Source organism: Streptomyces sp. NPDC001135, from assembly GCF_053598395.1.
This window is the reverse complement of the sequence record NZ_JBSFKD010000026.1, coordinates 91,450-110,242: the sequence shown is the minus strand read 5'-3', so window position 1 is coordinate 110,242 and position 18,793 is coordinate 91,450. Positions and strand designations below refer to the sequence as shown.

Sequence of the window (18,793 nt, the reverse complement as noted above, 5' to 3'; positions counted from 1 at the left end):
CACCAAGGCGGAGGCGGTACAGGCCCCCAAGGGCGGGCTCAGCGACCAGAAGACCGCCCTGGCCGTACCCAGGCTCAACCAGGAGGCCGTCGCGGCGCAGAGCGCGGGGATCGACTCGGTGTCGGGGGCGACGTACACGAGCACGGGGTACAAGAAGTCGCTGCAGTCCGCGCTGGACAAGGTGAAGTCGGCGCCGGCGTCGCACGCCGGATCCCCGGGGGCCGCGCAGGCGCGCACCGTCACCGGGAAGGTCGCGCAGACCCAGTACGGTCCCGTCCAGGTGCGCGTCACCGTCGCCGGCGGCAAGGTCACCAAGGCGGAGGCGGTACAGGCCCCCAAGGGCGGGCTCAGCGACCAGAAGACCGCCCTGGCCGTACCCAGGCTCAACCAGGAGGCCGTCGCGGCCGGGAACGCGGACATCGACGCCGTCTCCGGCGCCACCTACACCAGCACCGGCTACAAGCAGTCGCTGCAGTCCGCGCTCGACCAGGCCGGTGGCTGAGACGGTGGCCGGGCCGGCCGAGGCTCCCGCCGCGGTGCGTCACGCGGAGGAGGTCATGGGGACCGTCTTCTCCTTCGACGTCCGCGGCGGGGATCCGCGTGCGGTACGCGAGGCGCTGGCCGCAGCGGTGGCCGGCCTGCACCGGGCGGACGCGGTCTTCAGCACCTACCGGGAGGACAGCGACATCTCGCGACTGGCCCGGGGCGAGCTGACCGTGGCGGAGTGCGCGCCGGAGGTGGCCGGGGTGCTGGACCTCGCCGCCGAGGCGGAACGCGTCAGCCAGGGGTGGTTCAGCCCCCGGTACCGGGGCGCGCCGGATCCCACCGGGATCGTCAAGGGCTGGGCGGCGGAGCGGGCCGCGCGGCTGCTGGCAGAGGTGGCCGGGGTGCGCGGGGTCAGCGTGAACGGGGGCGGGGACGTGCAGATGCTGGGCTCGCCGGAGCCGCACCGGCCCTGGCGTGTGGGCGTGGCGGACCCGTTGCGCCCGGGCGGGCTGGCGGCGGTGATCTCCACCGCGGGAGCGGACGAACTGTCGGTGGCGACGTCCGGCACGGCCGAACGGGGCGCGCACATCGTGGACCCGCGCACGGGTAGACCCGCGGTCACGGACCTGGTGTCGGTGACGGTGGTGGGGCCGCGGCTGACCTGGGTGGACTGCTGGGCGACGGCGGCGTTCGCGATGGGGGCACGGGCGGGTCTGGCATGGCTGGAGTCGCTGCCGGACGTGGAAGCGCTGCTCATCACGGCCGGGGACGAGGTGCGGTGCACCGGGGGGCTGGCCGCTCGAATGGGTTAAAAATGGAACTTTTTCTGAAAACAGCCATCCGATGTGCGCCCTGACACGTATCTCCTGTGCAGCAAGTTTCGGGAGGAACTATGGCTATCTTCAGCAGTCTCATGCCGGCCATGCGCCGGGACCACGGCGACGACTCGTCGGGGCACGGTCACGACCACGGTGACCATGGTGACCACGGTGACCACGGCCACGACCACGGCCACGGCCACGGCGACCACGGTCACGGCGACCACGGTGGCCACGGCGGCCACGGCGGCCACGGCGGCCACGGCGGCCACGGCGGCTACTGATCACCCACCAGGGCTGAGCGGACCGGGGACCGGAGGACCCGGTCCGCTTCGCCGGTCCCCGAGGAACTCGTCCCATGGCGCATCTGCTGCGGCGTCTGCTGGCGGTCGGCGAGGGCTCCGACGCCGTCGTCGCGGCCGCACCCACCGTCTCGCCGCGTGAGGTGTTCCGGCGGTTCTGGCCCTACACGCGCGGGCGCCGCCGATGGCTCGTGCCCCTGCTTCTGTTCAGCCTGTTCGGCCCGGCCGTCGACGCCGCGGAGATCTGGCTGTTCAAGTCCGTCGTGGACGGTGTGCTCGTCCCCCGCGACCTGCGGCCGCTGGAGTGGATCGCACCCGCCTATCTGGGCCTCATCCTCTGCTCCGGGGTGCTGGGGTTCGCCGACGACGTGACGTCCACCTGGGTCGGCGAGCACTTCCTGCTCTCGCTGCGCTCCGCCGTGTTCCGGCACGTCCAGGGCCTGTCACTCGGCTTCTTCGAGCGCCGGCGGCTCGGAGACCTGCTGTCCCGTATCACGGGGGACGTCGACGCGGTCGAGACGTTCCTGCTCTCCGGGGTGGCGGACGCCCTCTACTACGTCATCTGTCTGGGCGTCTATCTGGGCCTGCTGATGTACCTGGGGTGGGACCTGACCCTGCTCGCCCTCGCCGTCGTACCGCTGTTCTGGGCCGCCGCCCGGCACTTCTCACGGCTGGTCAAGACGGCGTCGCGGGAACGCAGGCGCCGCAGCGGCTCGCTCAGCGCGGTCGCCGAGGAGGCGCTCGGCAACGTCGCCCTGGTGCAGGCGTACAACCGGCAGGGCTGGGAGGCGCGCCGGTTCGAGCGGGAGGGCGTGGGCAGGCTCCGGGCGGCGATGGCCTCGGCACGGATCCGGGCCGTCTACGGACCCGTCGTCGAGATCATCGAGGTGACCGGCGGGCTGGCGGTGATGGGTCTCGGCACCTGGAAGCTGGCCCAGGGGCAGCTGACGCTGGGCGGACTGCTGGTCTTCCTGGCCCTGATCGGCAAGCTCTACGGCCCCGTCCACGGCCTGTCCCGGCTCGGCACCAGCTTCTACTCCGCCTCCGCCGCGGCCGAACGGATCATCGAGTTGCTGGACCAGCAGCCACAGGTGGCCGATCCGCCGGTCGCCCGGCGGATCGGCCGGGCACGGGGCGACGTGTGCTTCGACGGCGTCTGGTTCCGCTATCCCGGCACGTCCTCGTGGTCGCTGTCGGACGTCTCCTTCCAGGTGGCGCCCGGCGAGACCCTGGCCCTGGTCGGGGCGAGCGGGGCCGGCAAGTCCACGGTCGCCAAGCTCCAGTTGCGCTTCTACGACCCCGACCGGGGCGCGGTCCTCCTCGACGGAACCGACCTGCGGGAGCTGAGCCCGGCCGTCGTACGGGAGAACATCGCGGTGGTGCTCCAGGAGACCCTCGTCTTCCACGGCACCGTGCGGGAGAACATCGCCTACGGCCGGCCCGGCGCGAGCGAGGCGGACATCGTCGCGGCGGCGCGCGCCGCCGACGCCCACGAGTTCATCGAGCGGCTCCCGGAGGGCTACGACTCGCTGGTCGGCCAGCGCGGCCGGACACTGTCCGGCGGGCAGTGCCAGCGCCTCGCGATCGCCCGCGCGATGATCAGGGACGCGCCCGTGCTGCTGCTGGACGAGCCGACCACGGGGCTCGACGCCCGGTCCGGCCGGCGGATCATGGACCCCCTGCGCCGGCTCATGGCCGGGCGGACCACCGTCGTCATCTCCCACAACCTGCTGACCGTCCGTGACGCCACGCGGATCGTGGTGCTCGACCACGGCCGGGTCGTGGAGCACGGCGCCCACGCCGATCTGCTGCGCGTCGAGGGGACGTACGCCCGGCTGCACCGGCTCAGCGCGGGCACGGTGCCGTCATGAGCGGCCCCGGGCCCCTCGCACCGGGCACCAGGCCGGCGCCGGGGTACGAGATCCTGGCGCGGCTGGCGCGCACCGGCTGGCAGGACGTCTACGACGCCTGGAGCGCGGAACGGGCCTGCCGCTGTGTGCTCAAGGTCGTGCGGCCGGACCGGCGGGGCGAGCCGCAGCTCGGCGAACGGCTGCTGCGGGAGGGCAGATGGCTGCGGGAGTTCAGCCATCCGCATCTGGTCCGGGGCTACGACGTCTTCGCGTCGCCGGAGCCGCTCGTCGTCCTGGAGACACTGACCGGTGAGACGCTGTCCCACCTCGTGCACCGGTTGCGGCGCCGGCCGGACGCGGCGGACGTGGCGCTGCTCGGCGTGCAGTTGTGTTCCGCGATCCACTATCTGCACGGCCGGGGCCTGCTGCACCTGGACCTCAAGCCGGCCAACGTGGTGGTGGAGCGCGGTCATGCGAAGGTGCTGGACCTGAGCGTCGCACGGCCGCCCGGACCGGCGCCCGCCGGCCTGGGCACCCGCTGCTATCGGGCTCCGGAGCAGGCCCGCGGTGGTCCGCTCACGGCCGCGGCCGACGTGTGGGGCGTCGGCGTCACGCTGTTCGAGGCCGCGTGCGGTCAGGGGCCGTTCGACCACACCGGGACCGGGTCCGGGGGCAGGGGCGACAGGGACGGCGACGTCACCGGCGGCCCGGACGACCGGTATCCGCGGACGGAGGGGGCCGCCCCGCCGATCGCCTCCCGGCGGCGGCTGCCCCCCGCGCTCGCCGCCGCCGTCGACGCCTGCCTGCTGATCGACCCGGCGAGCCGGCCCACGGTCGCCGAACTCGCCGCCGCCCTGGCGGCGACGCTGCCCCCGGCGCACCGTCCGTGAGCCGGACGGGCGGTGTCTCAGGTGTTCTCCGGCTCGACCACCTGGCCCTTCTCCAGATGAGCCGTGGCAAGGACGGTGCCGTCCGGGGACGTCAGCCGGGCGCGGAGGACGGCCGACAGGTCGCCGGGGGCCCCCACGCCCCAGTCGCCGCGACCGCCGCGCACGGAGAAACTCCCGACGTGGACCATGCTGCCGTCCGCTCGCTCGAGAAGACAGGAGACCGTTCCGGTGTAGGAGCTGCGGCGCCCGGCGAGATCGACGGACATGAAAACCCAGGCGTGACTGCCGGGGTGGGCGTAGAACTCGCCGACCGACCGGCCACTGGCCGCGATCATGTCGCCCACCAGCATGGGCTCGGACGCGGTGGCGGGCGCGCTCACCGTGACCTCCTGGAGGGCGGTGCCGACCGCCCAGCCGGCGAACCCGACGGCGACGGCGAGCGTGGTGGCGACCGCCGCGAGCCGCAGCCTGGCCCGGCGGGCACGGCCACGGAAGCTCCGGGGCGCACGGCCGCCCGCGCGCGCGGGCCCGCCACCCTCCTGCGCCGTCGCCTGCTGGGCCAGACTGCGCGCCACCCGGGCCTCGAAACCGGGGGGCGGGTCCCTGTCCGGCAGCAGGCCGATCAGGCGGTCGCCGACCAGGGTCAGCTGCCGGACGTGCTCCCGGCAGTCCGCGCACCTGTCCAGATGGGCGACCGCCTCGGCCCGCTCGCTGCCGCACAGCACGCCGAGCGCGAGCTCGGCGCCGATCTCCCGCAGCTTCTCGCAGTTCGGGTCACTGGACATGGTCGCCTCGTCGCGGAGACGCGAGGGTGGTGCGCAGTTTCGCCATCGCGGCCCTGACCCGCGTCTTGGCGGTGCCCAGCGGGATCCCCTCACGCTCGGCGATCTGGTGGGCCGTCAGTCCGTAGATGCCCGCCATCACCAGGGCCCGGGCCTGTTCCCGTGGCAGCCGCGCCAGGGCGGCGCGCAGCTGGGAGGAGGCCTCGTCGGCCAGGGCCCACTGCTCGGGGGTCTCGGTGACGACGCCGAGGAGGGCGTCGAGGTCCTCGGACGCCACCGGCTCGGTCCGCCGTGCGCGGACGGCGTCGACGGCCAGGTTGTGCGCGATGGTCGTCAGCCAGGTGGCGACCGAGCCGCGGCGCGAGTCGTAGATCTGGGCATGCCGCCAGGCCCGCTCGAACGTCAACTGGGCGACGTCCTCGGCGATTTGCTGATCACGGGTGACCGCCATGGCGACTCCGAAGACCCGGTGCTGGAACCTCCGTACGAACGTGTCCGCGAGTTCCGGATCACCGGTGGCCAGCCCGGACAGCAGAGCCTCGTCCGGGAGGCGGCTCACGGGGAACCGGAATCCCGACACACCTCTGTATACGGTCGAGGGCCTCCACGGGATTGCACGCCCTGCTGCCCGCCCGCCGCGGAAGATCACATTCCCATTCTGCGCCGACCCGCGGGCCGCCGCATGCGGGGTCAGTGACCGTTCTGCGCCAACCGCAGCAGATGGTCCGCGAGGGCCTGCCCCCCGGTGGGTTCCCGGCTGATCAGCAGCAGCGTGTCGTCGCCGGCGATCGTGCCCAGGATGTCGTGCAGCTCCGCCTGGTCGATGGCCGAGGCCAGGAACTGGGCCGCACCCGGCGGGGTGCGCAGGACCACGAGGTTGGCGGAGGCCTCCGCGGAGATCAGCAGCTCCTGGGACAGGCGCCGCATCCGCTCCTCCTTCGCCGACTCCCCCAGCGGCGCGCGGGGAGTGCGGAAACCGCCCTCGCTCGGCACCGCGTAGATCAGCTCGCCGTCGGTGTTGCGGATCTTCACCGCGTTCAGCTCGTCGAGGTCGCGGGAGAGCGTCGCCTGGGTGACGCTCAGCCCGTCGTCGGCGAGCAGCTTCGCCAGCTGGCTCTGCGAACGCACCGGCTGCCGGTTGAGGATGTCCACGATCCGCCGGTGCCGCGCGGTACGCGTCTGCGGCACCGCGGGTCCGGCACCCGCCGCCTGCTCGTGGTCCTGCGCCTGGCTCATCGTCGTCTCATTCTCCGGATCGTCCGTCCCCGTCCACCGGGTCCGCTGCGTCGAGGATTCCGGGCAGCGCCTGGAGGAAGGCACCCACCTCGGCGTCGGAGATGTTCAGCGGCGGCATGAGCCGTACGACGTCGGGGGCGGGCGCGTTCACCAGGAACCCGGCCTCCTGGGCCGCCTGCTGCACCTGCTGCGCGCACGGCCCGGTGAGCACGATACCCAGGAGCAGGCCGGCACCCCGCACATAATCGATCAACGGGTGGCCCAGTCCCTCGATTCCCTCGCGCAGCTTCTCGCCCTGCCGCTTGACGTTCTCCAGCAGTCCTTCGTTCGCGATGGTGTCGAGGACGGCGAGTCCGGCGGCGCAGGCGACCGGGTTGCCGCCGAAGGTGGTGCCGTGGTGGCCGGGGTGGAGCAGTTCGGCGGCCCGGCCGAAGGCCACGGTGGCGCCGAGCGGAAGCCCGCCGCCGAGCTGCTTGGCGAGGGTGACGACATCGGGCAGCACACCCTCGTGGGCCTGGTACTCGAACCAGGTGCCGGTACGGCCGATGCCGGTCTGCACCTCGTCCAGGACCAGCAGGGCACCGGTGGCGGCGGTGATGGCACGGGCGGCCTTCAGATAACCGGCCGGCGGCACGACGACCCCGTTCTCGCCCTGGATCGGCTCGATGACCACCAGCGCCGTCTCCTCGGTGACCGCGGCGGCGAGGGCCTGGGCGTCGCCGTAGGGCACGTGGGTGACGTCGCCCGGCAGCGGCCGGAAGGGGTCCTGCTTGGCGGGCTGGCCGGTGAGCGCGAGGGCGCCCATCGTACGGCCGTGGAAGCCGCCGGTGGTGGCGACCATGCGGGTGCGCCCGGTGAGCCGGCCGATCTTTACGGCGGCCTCGTTCGCCTCGGCGCCGGAGTTGCAGAAGAAGACCCGGCCTTCCCGGCCGAAGAGCTGCAGCAGCCGTTCGGCGAGGGCGACGGTGGGCTCGGCCATGAAGAAGTTGGAGATGTGGCCGAGCTGCCCGATCTGCTTGCCGACGGCCTCGACGACCGCCGGGTGCGCGTGGCCGAGGGCGTTGGTGGCGATGCCCCCGACGAAGTCGTGGTACTCCCGGCCCTCGGCGTCCCACACCTTGACGCCCTCGCCGCGCACGAGGGGCAGGCGCGGGGTGCCGTAGTTGTTCATGAGCGCGCCCTGCCAGCGCTCGGTCAGCTCCTGGTTGCTCATGACGGTTCCCCCTCGGCCTCGTCCGGCACGACCATCGTGCCGATGCCTTCGTCGGTGAAGATCTCCAGCAGGATCGAGTGCTGGACCCGGCCGTCGATGACGCGGGCGGTGGTGACGCCGTTGCGCACGGCGTGCAGGCAGCCCTCCATCTTCGGCACCATGCCGGAGCTCAAATCCGGCAGGAGTTTCTCCAGTTGGGAAGCGGTGAGGCGGCTGATCACCTCGTCGGAGTCCGGCCAGTCCTCGTAGAGGCCCTCGACGTCGGTGAGGACCATGAGGGTTTCGGCGCCCAGTGCCGCAGCGAGTGCCGCAGCCGCCGTATCAGCATTGACGTTGTAGACATGGTGGTCGTCCTCGGACCGGGCGATCGACGACACGACCGGGATGCGGCCGTCGGCGAGCAGCGCCTCGATCGCGCCGGTGTCGATCGCGGTGATCTCGCCGACGCGGCCGATGTCGACCGGTTCGCCGTCGATCTCGGGCTGGTGCTTGGTGGCGGTGATGGTGTGCGCGTCCTCGCCGGTCAGGCCGACGGCGAGCGGCCCGTGCTGGTTGAGCAGACCGACCAGCTCCCGCTGCACCTGCCCGGCGAGCACCATCCGTACGACGTCCATGGCGTCCTCGGTGGTGACGCGCAGGCCCGCCTTGAACTCGCTGACGATGCCGTGCTTGTCGAGGGCGGCGCTGATCTGCGGGCCGCCGCCGTGCACGACGACCGGCTTGAGGCCGGCGTGCCGCAGGAAGACGACGTCCTGGGCGAAGGCGGCCTTCAGCTCCTCGTTCACCATGGCGTTGCCGCCGAACTTGATGACGACGATCTTGCCGTGGTGCCGGGTCAGCCAGGGCAGCGCCTCGATGAGGATCTGGGCCTTGGGCAGGGCGGTGTGTTTCCGCGTCGTGCTCATGAGGAGTAGGCGCTGTTCTCGTGGACGTAGTCGGCGGTGAGGTCGTTGGTCCAGATGGTCGCGGTCTCGGTGCCCGCGGCCAGGTCGGCGACGATGTGCACCTCGCGGTAGCGCATGTCGACCTTCTCGCGGTCCTCGCCGACGCTGCCGTTCTTGCACACCCACACGCCGTTGATGGCCACGTTGAGCCGGTCCGGGTCGAACGCGGCCTTCGTGGTGCCGATCGCGGAGAGCACCCGGCCCCAGTTGGGGTCCTCGCCGTGGATCGCGCACTTGAGGAGGTTGTTGCGGGCGATGGAGCGGCCCACCTCGACGGCGTCCTCCTCGCTGGCCGCGTTGACCACCTCGACCTTGATGTCCTTGCTGGCGCCCTCGGCGTCGCCGATGAGCTGCCGGCCGAGGTCGGCGCAGACCTGCCGTACGGCGTCGGCGAACTCCTCGTACCCGGGGGTGAGGCCGGAGGCGCCGGAGGCGAGCAGCAGCACGGTGTCGTTGGTGGACATGCAGCCGTCGGAGTCGACGCGGTCGAAGGTGACCTTGGTGGCGGCGCGCAGGGCCCGGTCCAGGGTCTCGCTGTCGAGGTCGGCGTCGGTGGTGAGGACGACGAGCATGGTGGCGAGGCCCGGGGCGAGCATGCCCGCACCCTTGGCCATGCCGCCGACCGTCCAGCCGTCCTTCGTCACCACGGAGGTCTTGTGGACGGTGTCGGTGGTCTTGATGGCGATGGCGGCCTTCTCGCCGCCGTGCTCGGACAGCTGGGCGGCGGCCGTCTCGACGCCGGGCAGGAGCTTGTCCATGGGCAGCAGGACGCCGATGAGCCCGGTGGAGCACACGGCGACCTCGACGGCGCCCCGGCCGAGCACCTCGGCCACCTTCTCGGCGGTGGCGTGGGTGTCCTGGAAGCCCTTGGGGCCCGTACAGGCGTTGGCGCCGCCCGAGTTGAGGACGACCGCGGAGACCTGGCCGCTCTTGAGGACCTGCTCGGACCACAGCACCGGCGCGGCCTTCACACGGTTGGAGGTGAAGACGCCCGCGGCGGCACGGCGGGGCCCGTCGTTGACCACGAGGGCCAGGTCGGGGTTGCCGTTCTCCTTGATCCCGGCGGCGATGCCCGCCGCCGTGAATCCCTTGGCTGCCGTGACGCTCACGGTGCGACTCCGATCGTGGAAAGCCCGGTCGTCTCGTCGAGACCCAGGGCGATGTTCATGCTCTGGACGGCACCGCCCGCGGTGCCCTTGGTCAGGTTGTCGATGGCGCTGATCGCGATGATGCGCCCCACGGACCCGTCGTACGCGACCTGCACCTGAACGGCGTTGGAACCGTGGACGGACGCCGTCGCCGGCCACTGGCCCTCGGGGAGAAGGTGGACGAAGGGCTCGTCGGCGTACGCCTTCTCGTACACGGCCCGGACGGAGTCCGCCGTCACGCCCGCGGCGGCGGACGCGCTGCACGTGGCGAGGATCCCGCGCGGCATCGGTGCCAGGGTCGGTGTGAAGGAGACCGCGACCCGCTCCCCCGCCACCCCGCTGAGGTTCTGGATCATCTCGGGGGTGTGCCGGTGGCCGCCGCCGACGCCGTACGGGGACATGGAGCCCATGACCTCGCTGCCCAGCAGATGCGGCTTGGGCGCCTTGCCCGCGCCGGAGGTGCCGGACGCGGCGACGATCACCGCCTCGGGTTCGGCGAGTCCGGCGGCGTAGGCCGGGAACAGGGCCAGGGAGACGGCGGTGGGGTAGCAACCGGGCACCGCGATGCGCTTGGACCCCTCCAGCGCGGCGCGGGCGCCCGGAAGTTCGGGGAGGCCGTACGGCCAGGTGCCGGCGTGCTCGGTGCCGTAGAAGGTCTCCCAGTCGGCCGGGTCCTCCAGCCGGAAGTCGGCGCCCATGTCGACCACGAGGACGTCCGGGCCGAGCTGCTCGGCGACGGCGGCGGACTGTCCGTGCGGCAGCGCGAGGAAGACCACGTCGTGCCCGGCGAGCGCCTCGGCCGTGGTCTCGGAGAGCACGCGGTCGGCCAGCGGCAGCAGATGCGGCTGGAGCGCACCGAGCCGCTGGCCGGCGTTGGAGTTCCCGGTCAGGGCACCGATCTCGACCTCGGGGTGCGCGAGGAGCAGGCGCAGGAGCTCTCCGCCCGCGTATCCGCTCGCCCCGGCCACCGCCGCACGTACCGCCATGTCCACCCTCCTCGTGATGGCATGACTATACGTAGGGCTGCAGCTTTATGCAATCAACGATCACGTACGCACCGGCCCGGGACTTCCGTTTCCCGGGAGCCGTTTCTCACCCTCCGGGAGCTTGCTCAGGCGAACCGGCCTTGCGGGCCGCGTAGGCGCGGGCGGCCCGGACCCGGTTGCCGCACTTGGTCGTGCACCAGCGGCGGGCGCCGTGGGAGCGCAGGAACCAGCGGGCGCAGCCCTGGGCCGCGCATTCGGTGAGCTGGCCGGCGTCCGTGCCGGTGAGCAGGTCGGCGGCGTCCTCGGCGAGCAGCGAGAGCGCGGCCGCGGCCGGGTTTCCGGTGTCGGGGAGGTCGGCGCGGCGGGGGCCGTCAGGGGTCCAGGCGAGCCGGGGGGTGGCGGGCGCGGCGGCGAGGGCGGCGTTGAGGGTGTCGAGGGCACCGGCCGGCGGATCGCCCGGGGCGCCGCGGGCCTCGAAGAGGGCGCGCAGTGCCTCGCGCAGCGCGCGCAGCCGCCCGGCCTGCCTGCCGTTCAGGTCCACCCGGTCGGGCAGCAGCTCGCGCCGGACCAGCCAGAGGTGCGCGGCCTCGGTGCCGTCGAGCAGGTCGACCTCGCCGTGGCTGACGGTGAAGCGTGTGTTCACCAGCGCGAGGGAGACATACCGGTCCTCGCCCGGAACCGGGAGCCGGTGCAGATGGACGGGGTCCTCTTGATCCACATCTCTCATGGTAACCCTTGCAGTTCTCCGTGAGAGGGGCTTAGCGTGCCTCACGGAGAATTCCTTTAGAAACCGTGAGACAGACCCTGAGAGGTGAGCCGTCGTGACCTTCGACGTGCACGCGCTGCGCAAGGACTTCCCGATCCTGGAGCGGACCCTGGACAGCGGCGCCCCGCTCGTCTACCTGGACTCCGGGGCCACCACCCAGAAACCGCTGGAGGTGCTCGACGCCGAGCGGGACTTCTACCTGAACCACAACGCGGCCGTGCACCGCGGCGCGCACCAGCTCGCGGGCGAGGCGACGGAGGCGTACGAGCAGGCCCGGCAGACGGTCGCCCGGTTCGTCGGCGCCGCCGCCGACGAGGTGGTGTTCACCCGGAACGCCACCGAGGGCATCAACCTCCTCGCCTACGCGCTCGGCAACGCGGGCCGGCTCGGCCCCGGCGACCGGATCGTGGTGACCGAGATGGAGCACCACGCGAACCTGGTCCCCTGGCAGCAGCTCGCCGAGCGGACCGGGGCGCGGCTCGACTGGTTCGGGCTCACCGACGACGGCCGGCTCGACCTGTCCCGGGCCGACGAGCTGCTGGACGAGCACACCAGGGTGCTCGCCCTCACCCACCAGTCCAACGTCCTCGGCACGCTCAACCCGGTCCGCGAACTCGCCGACCGTGCCCACGCGTTCGGGACCCTGGTGGTCGTGGACGGCGCCCAGTCGGTGCCGCACCGCCCGGTCGACGTGACGGACCTGGGCGCGGACTTCCTCGCCTTCTCCGGGCACAAGATGCTCGGCCCGAACGGCGTCGGTGTGCTGTGGGGACGCGCGGACCTGCTCGCCGGCCTGCCGCCGTTCCTCACCGGCGGCTCGGTGATCGAGCTCGTGGAGATGGACCGCGCCACCTTCCTGCCGCCGCCGCAGCGTTTCGAGGCGGGCGTACCGATGACCTCGCAGGCGGTCGGGCTCGCGGCGGCCGTGGAGTACCTGGAGCGGCTGGGCATGGCGGAGGTGGCGGCGTACGAGCACACCCTCACCGCCCGCGCCCTGGAGCTGCTCGGCGAGGTCCCCGGCGTGCGGATCGTCGGCCCGCGCGACCTCACCGACCGCGGCTCGGCGGTCTCCTTCACCGTCGACGGCATCCACCCGCACGACGTGGGTCAGGTGCTCGACGAGCGGGGCGTGGCCGTCCGCGTGGGCCACCACTGCGCCCGGCCGATCGTCAGGCGGTACGGCATCCCGGCGACCACCCGGGCGAGCTTCTACGTCTACAACACCCTGGACGAGGTGGACGCACTGGTGGAGGGGGTCCGGGCGGCCCAGAAGTACTTCGGTGGATGATCGACGAAGAGACTTGACCTGGAGCGCACTCCAGGTTCTACGGTTCTTGTCATGACCAGCGGACACCCCCTCCCGCAGGATGACGAGCCGTCGTTGACCATCGCCCAGGTGGCCGAACGCACGGGTCTGTCGCACGACACACTGCGCTACTACGAGAAGGCCGGCCTCATCGAGCGGGTCGGCCGGACCACCGGCAACCAGCGGCGGTACGACACGGCCGACCTGGCCTGGCTGGAGTTCCTGCTGCGGCTGCGCGAGACCGGTATGTCGATCGCCGACATGCAGCGCTTCGCACGGCTGCGGTCGGAGGGGGACGCGACGGTCACCGACCGGCTGGCGATGCTCCGAGAGCACCGCGCCGAACTGGCCGGCCGCATCCGGGCGCTCAGGCGCAACGCGGTCGCGCTGGACGACAAGATCGATCACTATGAACGGCTGCTGCACGCGTGGCAGACGGGGACGGACGAGCTGAGATGAGCGAGAGCATCACCCGTGACGAGCGTTTCGCCCGCGGCCTGGAGGTTCTGGAGAACGTCGACGGCGAGGCCGGGCAGCGGGTCGTGGACGCGCTCGCCGACATCAACCCCGAGCTGGGCCACCAGATCGTCGCCTGGGCCTTCGGGGAGATCTACGACCGGCCCGCACTGGCCCCGCGCGACCGCCAGCTGGTCACCCTGGGCATGCTCACCGCGCTCGGCGGCTGCGAGGCGCAGCTGGACGTGCACGTGAACGCGGCGCTGAACGTGGGGCTCGCGCCGGAGCAGATCACGGAGGCGCTGCTGCACTCCGCCGTGTACTGCGGCATACCGAAGGCGCTGAACGCCACCTTCGCCGCGAAGAAGGTCTTCGCCGAGCGCGGGCTGCTGCCGCTCGGACAGCAGCCCGCGGACGAGGCCCCGGCTACTTCTGCTTGATCCTCGGGAACGTGACGGAGTTCGCCGCAGCTGGATGACATCCCCGCCGTCCACGACCGGCCAGTAGTCCGTGCCTCGTGCTCCGTCGCACACGGTCACGCTCTAAGCTCGATCGCGCCCGAAGGGGCGGGGAGCGGAAAGGCACTGTGGTGAACGACGCGTTCTGGCCGGTGGCCGACGTACTGGCGCACCTCGCCGGCCGCTGGCGCGTCGAACGGGACGTGCGGGATCTGGCGAGCGGCGACCGGGGCCGCTTCGAAGGGGTCGTCCGCTTCACCCCGCTGGCCGGCGGGGGCCTGCTGCACGAGGAGACCGGCACCTTCACGTGGCAGGGCGTGGCGCGCCCGGCGAGCCGGACGCTGCGGTTCCTGCCGGGGCCCACGCCGGGCACGGCCGACGTGCGGTTCGCGGACGGGCGGCCCTTCCACCAGCTGGACCTGACCTCGGGGCGGTATGTCGCCGACCACCCGTGCGCGGCCGACTTCTACCGGGGGGAGTTCACCGTGCGGGACGCCGGCCACTGGCGCACGGTGTGGCGGGTCGGCGGTCCAGCGAAGGACCTGCTGCTGACCACGGACTATGTGCGCGAGGACTGAGCGCGGACACCGTCCAGGCGGAGGTTCCAGCGGCCCGCGCGGCCGGTGACCGTGGACGCGGACAGGGGGCGCACGTCGATGTTCCAGTAGGTCGCGGGGGGCGCCTTCAGGGCGTAGACCAGGGCCGCGCGGATCACGGCGGGCTCGGCCACGGCGACGATCCGGCCGGCGTCGTCCGCCGGCCGGGTGTCCAGCCAGCCGCCCACCCGGGAGATGAAGGCCAGCAGGGACTCGCCGCCGTGCGGGGTGGCGCGGGGATCGGCGAGCCAGCCGTCCACCGCCTCCGGCTCCCGGGCCATCGCCTCACCCAGGGTCATCCCACGCCAACGGCCCATGTCGCACTCCCGCAGGGCGAGTTGGACCAGCGGGGCATACCCGAGTGCGTCGCCGGTGGCCCGGCTGCGCGGGGTCGGCGAGCAGTAACGCAGCTCGGCCGCCGCCAGCGGCAGCAGGTCACCGGCGGCGCGCTGGACCTCGTCCCAGCCGGCCTGGTCCAGCGGCCGGTCGTCCTCGAAGCGCTCCGCGAGCAGCGGGGCGCTGCGCGCGGCGGCGACGAACGTCACCCTCAGTGGCATGCGGTGATGGTGTGCCGAGAGTGGGTGCAGGTCAAGGGCTGTCGCCCGGTGGTTACGGCGGGTGTGCGACCGCTCACCGCAGCGGGCCGCCCGCGCGACGGGTCACCGCGCGCGTACGCCACCTGCTCCCCCGAGGCCCGGTCGTACACCCCGAGGTTCAGCGAGGAGGCCATGGGCCCGCTCGTGCTTCTCGCGGGTCGCCTAGAGGACCTCGTCGCAGACCGTCCGCAGGCGCCGTACCCCATCGGTGATCTCCCCGGTCCCGGCGACGGCCGCGAAGCTCAGGCGGAGGTGGGCGGCGGGGGGTTCGGCGCTGAAGTAGGGGCGGCCGGGGGTGAGGGCGACGCCGGCGCGCAGGGCGGCCGCGGCGAAGGCCGATTCGTCGGTGCCGTCGGGGAGGCGGAGCCAGAGGTGGTAGCCGCCGGAGGGGATGTGCGGCAGGGCGAGTTCGGGCAGCTGCGCCGCGAGCGCGGCGGTCATGGTGTCGCGGCGGATCTTCAACTCGGCCGAGAGGTTCCGCAGATGCCGGGGCCACGCCGGGGAACCGACCAGTTCCAGGGCCGCCTCCTGCAGTGGCCGGGGGACGAAGAAGCTGTCCACGACCTGGATGGCGCGCAGCCGTTCCAGCACCGGGCCGCGCGCGGCCAGGGCGCACACCCGGAAGCTGGGCGAGGTCGCCTTGGTCAGCGAGCCGACGTGCACGACCACCCCGTCCGGGTCGTCGGCGGCCAGCGGGCGGGGCAGCGGCCCCGCGTCGGCGTGCACCAGACGCCGCACGAAGTCGTCCTCGACGACGAACGCGCCGGCCTCCCGGGCGATGCGCAGCACCTCGGTGCGCCGGCCGGGGGCCAGGACCGCACCGGTCGGGTTCTGGAACAGCGGCTGGCAGACGAACACCCTCGCGCCGCTGGCCCGGAAGGCGTCGGCGAGCAGGTCGGGGCGTACCCCGTCGGGGTCGACGGGTACCGGGACGGGGCGCAGTCCGGCGGCACGGGCGAGGGCCAGCATGCCGGGGTAGGTGGGCGACTCGACGAGGACCGGGGCGCCGGGCTGGGCGAGCGCGCGCAGGGCGGTGGCCAGGGCGGACTGGCCACCGGCCGCGATCAGTACCTCGGCGGCCGTGACGGCGCCGCCGATGCCGCGCGCGAACCACTCCCGCAGCTCCGGCAGTCCCTCCAGCGGCGGCCTCCCCCAGGCGCCCGGCCGTCTCCCGGCCCGGGCCAGGGCCGCCGCCATGGCCCGTTCGGGCTGCAGGGAGGGATGCGGATAGCCGCCGTTGAACTCCAGCACGCCGGGCGGCGGCGCGGCCAGTGACACGGTGACCCCGAAGGCGTCGACCGTGCGCGGGACGAGGTCGGTGGCGCCGTCGGCGCTCAGCGCGACCTCCTGCCAGGAGGTGTCCCCGGCGGGTGTCTGGGCCGCGCGTGGTCCGGCCCGGAACGCACCGGCTCCGGGCCGGGTGACGACCAGCCCCTCGGCGGCCAGCTGGGCGAGGGCGCGCGAGACGGTCACCGGACTCACCCGGAATCGCTCGACGAGCGCCCGGCTCGATGGGAGCTTTCCACCTGGTGAGTAGCGGTTGAGGTCGCGACGAAGCTCTTCTGCCAGTTCACTGACGCTGCTACGCTGGTTCATGAGAACACAGAGTAGCGCTACTGTTCCGAGCTCGATAGCAGTCACCGCGCCCCGCGAGCGGCACGGCCTCGGCACCGGGCTAGCCGCCCTCGGTGTCGCCTCCTTCTCCCTGACCTTCCCGGCCACCGCCTGGGGACTGGAGGGCTTCGGCCCCTGGTCGCTGGTGGCCGTGCGCAGTGTCCTCGCCGCACTCGTCGCGGGCGGCTGTCTCCTGGCCGTCAGGGTCCCGCTGCCCGAGCGCCGGCACCTGCCGGGTCTCGCCGTGGTCGGGGCCGGTGTGGTGCTCGGCTTCCCGATGCTGACCACGCTCGCCCTGCAGACCTCCACCACCGCGCACGCCGCCGTCGTGGTGGGGCTGCTGCCGCTGACCACCGCCGTGCTGTCGGCCCTGCGCACCGGCAGCCGGCCCTCGCGCCGGTTCTGGCTGGCCGCGCTGGCGGGGGCCGCGGCCGTCGTCGCCTTCACCGTCACGCAGAGCGGCGGTGCCCTCACCGTCGCCGACGGCTGTCTGTTCGCGGCCCTGCTGGTGTGCGCGGCCGGCTACACGGAGGGCGGCCGGCTGGCCCGGGTCATGCCGGGCTGGCAGGTCATCGGCTGGGCGCTGGTGCTGTGCCTGCCGCTGGGCGTGCCCGTCGCCGCGGTGGCCCTGTCGTACGAGCCCGTGCATCTGACCGCGCACGGCATCGCGGGTCTGCTGTGGGTGGCGCTGGGCTCGCAGTTCCTCGGTCTGGTCGTCTGGTACCGGGGCATGGCGGCCATCGGCATCCCGCGGGCCAGCCAGTTGCAGTTGGCTCAGCCCCTGCTCACACTGGTGTGGTCGGCGCTGCTGCTGGGCGAGCACTTCACGGCGGCCGCCCCGGTGACCGCCGTCGCCGTGCTCGTGTGCATCGCCGTCACACAGCGGTCGTGATCATGAGGAGGGCCTGCAGATGCGTGCATCCAAGGGCGACCGTCTTGTCCAGCACGGCAGGGTGGTCGGCCAACACGACCAGGTCTCTGAAGTAGTCGAAGTGCTCGGTTCCGAGGGCAATCCGCCGTACCGCGTCCGGTTCGAGGACGGGCACGAGGCGATCATGTCCCCGGGACCCGACTGCCAGGTCAAGCACCGGGACAAGCCGACGATGGATCAACGGGGCGGCATCGCCGATCGGCCGTAGTGGTCGGCGATCACGCGTGACATCGCCCCGATCGGGTCGGCCGCCACGTCCTTGGCGGCGAAGAACACATGCCCGCGCACCTGCGGGTGGCGAGCGGCGAGGGTGAGGTGCCGGGACAGCTCGACCGGGTCCTGCCAGGCCGAGGGCTGCCCGGCGGCCCCGGCCTTGTACAGGGCCTCGCCGAGGTACAGGTGTGTCCCGGTGCCCTGCGCGACCGACGCCCACCAGTCGACCAGCCGCGCGTAGTCGGCGGCGGCGAAGCCGATGTTCCAGTACAGCTGCGGGACGATGTAGTCGATCCACTGCTCGCGCACCCAGGTGCGGGTGTCCGCGTGCAGGTCGTCGTACGTCTGCACGCCCGCCCGGGTGTCCGAGCCGCGCGGGTCGGTGGAGGCGTTGCGCCAGACCCCGAAGGGGCTGATCCCGAACCGGGTGCCGGGCCGGACCCGCCGGATGCCGGCGGCCGTCTCCCGCACCAGCGTGTCGACGTTGTCCCGGCGCCAGGCGGCCCGGCTGGAGAAGTCGCCGCCGTACCGGTCGTAGGCGTCATCGTCGTCGAAGGTCTGCCCGGCGACCGGGTACGGGTAGAAGTAGTCGTCGAAGTGGACGGCGTCGACCGGGTACCTGGCGACGGCGTCGAGGATCGCCTGCTGGACGAAGGCGCGGATCTCCGGCAGGCCGGGGTTGTAGTACAGCTTCCCGCCGTACGGCACCACCCAGTCGGGGTGCTCGCGGGCCGGGTGCGAGGCGTCGAGCCGGCCGGGGTCGGCGTGGTTCGCGATCCGGTACGGATTGAACCAGGCGTGCAGCTCCAGCCCCCGGGCGTGCGCCTCCTGGACGGCGGTGCCGAGCGGGTCCCAGCCGGGGTCGCGGCCCTGGGTACCGGTGAGGTACTCGCACCAGGGCTCGTACGGTGACGGCCACAGGGCGTCGGCGGTGGGCCGTACCTGGAGGACGACCGTGTTGAGCCGGTCGCGGGCCGCCCTGTCGAGGTGGGCGACCAGTTCCCCGCGCTGCGCGGCCGCGGTGAGGCCGGGCCGGGACGGCCAGTCCCGATTGGACACCGTCGCGATCCACATGCCCCGCATCTCGGCGGTCGCGCGCGGCCGACGAGGCGGTGCCGCGACCGCGAACGGCGCCGTGACCAGCGGCGACAGCGCCGCCAGGGTGAAGGCCCGCCGTGCCGGCCGCCCCATCCGCACACCCC

General features: G+C 72.9%; 22 protein-coding genes. 11 read left to right on the top strand and 11 right to left on the bottom strand.

The window, feature by feature from the left end:
- From ACWC94_RS28325 to ACWC94_RS28305, 5 genes are all read left to right on the top strand, one after another.
- A partial coding sequence (locus tag ACWC94_RS28325) for an FMN-binding protein (RefSeq protein WP_450799952.1) occupies positions 1-502 on the top strand: 502 nt, incomplete at its 5' end.
- A 4-nt stretch (positions 503-506) separates the two neighbouring features.
- The gene (locus ACWC94_RS28320; RefSeq protein ID WP_450800005.1) at positions 507-1,298 is read left to right on the top strand and encodes an FAD:protein FMN transferase; all 792 of its coding nucleotides are present in this window, start codon (positions 507-509) and stop codon (positions 1,296-1,298) included.
- An 80-nt stretch (positions 1,299-1,378) separates the two neighbouring features.
- Positions 1,379-1,588 carry a hypothetical protein gene (locus ACWC94_RS28315; RefSeq protein ID WP_450799951.1) on the top strand — a complete coding sequence of 70 codons (210 nt, stop codon included), beginning with the start codon at positions 1,379-1,381 and terminating at the stop codon, positions 1,586-1,588.
- A gap of 74 nt (positions 1,589-1,662) precedes the next feature.
- Positions 1,663-3,477 (top strand): ABC transporter ATP-binding protein, encoded by a 1,815-nt coding sequence (locus ACWC94_RS28310; RefSeq protein ID WP_450799950.1) that lies wholly within the window; start codon positions 1,663-1,665, stop codon positions 3,475-3,477.
- Entirely contained in the window at positions 3,474-4,346 is an 873-nt protein-coding gene (locus ACWC94_RS28305) for a serine/threonine-protein kinase (RefSeq protein ID WP_450799949.1), read from the top strand. Before ACWC94_RS28310 ends, ACWC94_RS28305 begins: the two co-directional genes overlap by 4 nt.
- Positions 4,347-4,363: 17 nt before the next feature.
- On the opposite strand, the gene ACWC94_RS28300 is transcribed toward ACWC94_RS28305, so the two are convergent.
- The 8 genes from ACWC94_RS28300 to ACWC94_RS28265 form a co-directional block, all read right to left on the bottom strand.
- Positions 4,364-5,131 (bottom strand): hypothetical protein, encoded by a 768-nt coding sequence (locus ACWC94_RS28300; protein ID WP_450799947.1) that lies wholly within the window; start codon positions 5,129-5,131, stop codon positions 4,364-4,366.
- Complete coding sequence (locus ACWC94_RS28295) at positions 5,121-5,708, bottom strand: RNA polymerase sigma factor (RefSeq protein WP_450799946.1); 588 nt, start codon at positions 5,706-5,708, stop codon at positions 5,121-5,123. Before ACWC94_RS28295 ends, ACWC94_RS28300 begins: the two co-directional genes overlap by 11 nt.
- A 110-nt stretch (positions 5,709-5,818) precedes the next feature.
- Positions 5,819-6,364: an arginine repressor gene (locus tag ACWC94_RS28290; RefSeq protein ID WP_360098010.1), complete on the bottom strand. Its 546-nt coding sequence runs from the start codon at positions 6,362-6,364 to the stop codon at positions 5,819-5,821.
- Positions 6,365-6,371: 7 nt separating this feature from the next.
- Positions 6,372-7,577 (bottom strand): acetylornithine transaminase, encoded by a 1,206-nt coding sequence (locus tag ACWC94_RS28285; RefSeq protein WP_450799944.1) that lies wholly within the window; start codon positions 7,575-7,577, stop codon positions 6,372-6,374.
- On the bottom strand, positions 7,574-8,482 hold the full coding sequence (argB, locus tag ACWC94_RS28280; RefSeq protein ID WP_450799942.1) for an acetylglutamate kinase: 909 nt from the start codon (positions 8,480-8,482) through the stop codon (positions 7,574-7,576). Before argB ends, ACWC94_RS28285 begins: the two co-directional genes overlap by 4 nt.
- On the bottom strand, positions 8,479-9,630 hold the full coding sequence (gene argJ / locus ACWC94_RS28275; RefSeq protein WP_450799940.1) for a bifunctional glutamate N-acetyltransferase/amino-acid acetyltransferase ArgJ: 1,152 nt from the start codon (positions 9,628-9,630) through the stop codon (positions 8,479-8,481). The genes argB and argJ overlap by 4 nt, the downstream gene beginning before the upstream one ends.
- Positions 9,627-10,655 carry an N-acetyl-gamma-glutamyl-phosphate reductase gene (gene argC / locus ACWC94_RS28270; protein WP_450799939.1) on the bottom strand — a complete coding sequence of 343 codons (1,029 nt, stop codon included), beginning with the start codon at positions 10,653-10,655 and terminating at the stop codon, positions 9,627-9,629. Before argC ends, argJ begins: the two co-directional genes overlap by 4 nt.
- Before the next feature lie 106 nt (positions 10,656-10,761).
- A complete protein-coding gene (locus tag ACWC94_RS28265) occupies positions 10,762-11,382 on the bottom strand; it encodes an ABATE domain-containing protein (protein ID WP_450799937.1) in 621 nt (206 codons plus the stop codon).
- Between the two features lie 94 nt (positions 11,383-11,476).
- Here ACWC94_RS28265 and ACWC94_RS28260 point away from each other — a divergent pair, with 94 nt between their 5' ends.
- The 4 genes from ACWC94_RS28260 (at position 11,477) to ACWC94_RS28245 (ending at position 14,219) form a co-directional block, all read left to right on the top strand.
- Positions 11,477-12,709 carry a cysteine desulfurase gene (locus ACWC94_RS28260; RefSeq protein ID WP_450799935.1) on the top strand — a complete coding sequence of 411 codons (1,233 nt, stop codon included), beginning with the start codon at positions 11,477-11,479 and terminating at the stop codon, positions 12,707-12,709.
- Positions 12,710-12,760: 51 nt separating this feature from the next.
- The gene (locus tag ACWC94_RS28255) at positions 12,761-13,186 is read left to right on the top strand and encodes a MerR family transcriptional regulator (protein WP_450799934.1); all 426 of its coding nucleotides are present in this window, start codon (positions 12,761-12,763) and stop codon (positions 13,184-13,186) included.
- Positions 13,183-13,623: a carboxymuconolactone decarboxylase family protein gene (locus tag ACWC94_RS28250; protein ID WP_450799933.1), complete on the top strand. Its 441-nt coding sequence runs from the start codon at positions 13,183-13,185 to the stop codon at positions 13,621-13,623. Before ACWC94_RS28255 ends, ACWC94_RS28250 begins: the two co-directional genes overlap by 4 nt.
- Positions 13,624-13,772: 149 nt before the next feature.
- On the top strand, positions 13,773-14,219 hold the full coding sequence (locus tag ACWC94_RS28245; RefSeq protein ID WP_450799931.1) for a DUF6314 family protein: 447 nt from the start codon (positions 13,773-13,775) through the stop codon (positions 14,217-14,219).
- Here the strand turns inward: ACWC94_RS28245 and ACWC94_RS28240 are convergent.
- Both ACWC94_RS28240 and ACWC94_RS28235 read right to left on the bottom strand, forming a co-directional pair.
- A complete protein-coding gene (locus ACWC94_RS28240) occupies positions 14,201-14,794 on the bottom strand; it encodes a histidine phosphatase family protein (RefSeq protein WP_450799929.1) in 594 nt (197 codons plus the stop codon). The two genes, ACWC94_RS28245 and ACWC94_RS28240, sit on opposite strands and share 19 nt — an antisense overlap.
- A gap of 201 nt (positions 14,795-14,995) precedes the next feature.
- Positions 14,996-16,429, bottom strand: coding sequence for an aminotransferase-like domain-containing protein (locus ACWC94_RS28235; protein WP_450799928.1), 1,434 nt, complete (start codon positions 16,427-16,429; stop codon positions 14,996-14,998).
- On the opposite strand from ACWC94_RS28235, the gene ACWC94_RS28230 reads away from it, so the two are divergent.
- Both ACWC94_RS28230 and ACWC94_RS28225 read left to right on the top strand, forming a co-directional pair.
- A complete protein-coding gene (locus tag ACWC94_RS28230; protein WP_450799926.1) occupies positions 16,428-17,339 on the top strand; it encodes a DMT family transporter in 912 nt (303 codons plus the stop codon). The two genes, ACWC94_RS28235 and ACWC94_RS28230, sit on opposite strands and share 2 nt — an antisense overlap.
- A gap of 19 nt (positions 17,340-17,358) precedes the next feature.
- Positions 17,359-17,586, top strand: coding sequence for a DUF1918 domain-containing protein (locus tag ACWC94_RS28225; protein ID WP_450799924.1), 228 nt, complete (start codon positions 17,359-17,361; stop codon positions 17,584-17,586).
- Here ACWC94_RS28225 and ACWC94_RS28220 read toward each other — a convergent pair.
- The gene (locus tag ACWC94_RS28220) at positions 17,556-18,782 is read right to left on the bottom strand and encodes a glycoside hydrolase family 10 protein (RefSeq protein ID WP_450799923.1); all 1,227 of its coding nucleotides are present in this window, start codon (positions 18,780-18,782) and stop codon (positions 17,556-17,558) included. The two genes, ACWC94_RS28225 and ACWC94_RS28220, sit on opposite strands and share 31 nt — an antisense overlap.
- Between the last annotated feature and the right edge of the window lie 11 nt (positions 18,783-18,793).

Bases quoted from the DNA above. Each gene is read 5' to 3' on its own strand.
- ACWC94_RS28310 (WP_450799950.1), top strand. From the start codon at position 1,663: ATGGCGCATCTGCTGCGGCGTCTGCTGGCGGTCGGCGAGGGCTCCGAC.
- ACWC94_RS28285 (WP_450799944.1), bottom strand. From the start codon at position 7,577: ATGAGCAACCAGGAGCTGACCGAGCGCTGGCAGGGCGCGCTCATGAAC.
- ACWC94_RS28315 (WP_450799951.1), top strand. From the start codon at position 1,379: ATGGCTATCTTCAGCAGTCTCATGCCGGCCATGCGCCGGGACCACGGC.
- ACWC94_RS28240 (WP_450799929.1), bottom strand. From the start codon at position 14,794: ATGCCACTGAGGGTGACGTTCGTCGCCGCCGCGCGCAGCGCCCCGCTG.
- argC (WP_450799939.1), bottom strand. From the start codon at position 10,655: ATGGCGGTACGTGCGGCGGTGGCCGGGGCGAGCGGATACGCGGGCGGA.
- ACWC94_RS28220 (WP_450799923.1), bottom strand. From the start codon at position 18,782: ATGGGGCGGCCGGCACGGCGGGCCTTCACCCTGGCGGCGCTGTCGCCG.
- ACWC94_RS28250 (WP_450799933.1), top strand. From the start codon at position 13,183: ATGAGCGAGAGCATCACCCGTGACGAGCGTTTCGCCCGCGGCCTGGAG.
- argB (WP_450799942.1), bottom strand. From the start codon at position 8,482: ATGAGCACGACGCGGAAACACACCGCCCTGCCCAAGGCCCAGATCCTC.
- ACWC94_RS28230 (WP_450799926.1), top strand. From the start codon at position 16,428: ATGAGAACACAGAGTAGCGCTACTGTTCCGAGCTCGATAGCAGTCACC.
- ACWC94_RS28300 (WP_450799947.1), bottom strand. From the start codon at position 5,131: ATGTCCAGTGACCCGAACTGCGAGAAGCTGCGGGAGATCGGCGCCGAG.
- ACWC94_RS28290 (WP_360098010.1), bottom strand. From the start codon at position 6,364: ATGAGCCAGGCGCAGGACCACGAGCAGGCGGCGGGTGCCGGACCCGCG.
- ACWC94_RS28235 (WP_450799928.1), bottom strand. From the start codon at position 16,429: ATGAACCAGCGTAGCAGCGTCAGTGAACTGGCAGAAGAGCTTCGTCGC.
- ACWC94_RS28225 (WP_450799924.1), top strand. From the start codon at position 17,359: ATGCGTGCATCCAAGGGCGACCGTCTTGTCCAGCACGGCAGGGTGGTC.
- ACWC94_RS28265 (WP_450799937.1), bottom strand. From the start codon at position 11,382: ATGAGAGATGTGGATCAAGAGGACCCCGTCCATCTGCACCGGCTCCCG.
- ACWC94_RS28305 (WP_450799949.1), top strand. From the start codon at position 3,474: ATGAGCGGCCCCGGGCCCCTCGCACCGGGCACCAGGCCGGCGCCGGGG.
- ACWC94_RS28255 (WP_450799934.1), top strand. From the start codon at position 12,761: ATGACCAGCGGACACCCCCTCCCGCAGGATGACGAGCCGTCGTTGACC.